Origin of the sequence: Mycobacterium sp. IS-836 (assembly GCF_001954275.1) — a bacterium.
Lineage (GTDB): Bacteria > Actinomycetota > Actinomycetes > Mycobacteriales > Mycobacteriaceae > Mycobacterium.
The window spans coordinates 1-605 of sequence record NZ_MBEU01000077.1 but is presented as its reverse complement, the minus strand read 5'-3'; the positions used below and the strand labels follow the sequence as shown (position 1 = coordinate 605).

At 61.5% G+C, this 605-nt stretch carries 2 protein-coding genes; both read right to left on the bottom strand.

Features of this window, described 5'->3' with window-relative positions:
* A partial coding sequence (locus tag A5747_RS24975; RefSeq protein WP_139331248.1) for a PPE domain-containing protein occupies nt 1–80 on the bottom strand: 80 nt, incomplete at its 3' end.
* A 9-nt stretch (nt 81–89) separates the two neighbouring features.
* Nucleotides 90–389, bottom strand: a complete 300-nt coding sequence (locus A5747_RS21900; protein ID WP_076128271.1) for a PE family protein — start codon at nt 387–389, stop codon at nt 90–92.
* Between the last annotated feature and the right edge of the window lie 216 nt (nt 390–605).

Sequence of the window (605 nt, the reverse complement as noted above, 5' to 3'; positions counted from 1 at the left end):
AAGGTCAACGACGTCGACCCCGCACCGGCATACAACCGCGCAGAATTAACCTCCGGCGGCAACGCACCAAAATCAATCATTTCGACCCCTTAACCCGCCGCGGCAGCATTGGCCGCCTCTGTCAGAGCATATGACCCCGAGCTCATGCTCAAGGTGTTGACGAACATCTCGTGGACCGCGGCTGCCTGGGCGCTGACCGCCTGATACATCTGCGCGTGTGCCGCGAACTGCGCGGCAGTCAGCGCCGAAACCTCATCGGCTGCCGCGGGCACCACCCCCGTCGTCGGGGCCGCTGCCGCAGCATTCTGTGCGCTCAATGTCGAGCCGATCCCCTGCAAGGTGCCGGCCGCCGCCGCCAGCGCCTCTGGCTGCGTAGTCACGAACGACATGTGGTTTCCTCCTCGATAACCTTCCGGCTCAAGACCTTCGGGATGTGGTTGCTAATAACGTTAAATTCGATCGCGGTCACGGCGCTCCTTTGCCGCCGAATACTCGAGACCTGACGACTACTGTTCATTTGTTGGTCACCGGCATTTCTTTATCCTGCCGATGGTGGTCGGGTGAGTACGTTGTAGCGGAAGCCGTAGCGCACGCCGAGGTTGCCG

What these genes read in the sequence shown, in the direction of transcription:
- A5747_RS21900 (WP_076128271.1), bottom strand. Translation starts at nt 389, where the DNA reads ATGTCGTTCGTGACTACGCAGCCAGAGGCGCTGGCGGCGGCGGCCGGC.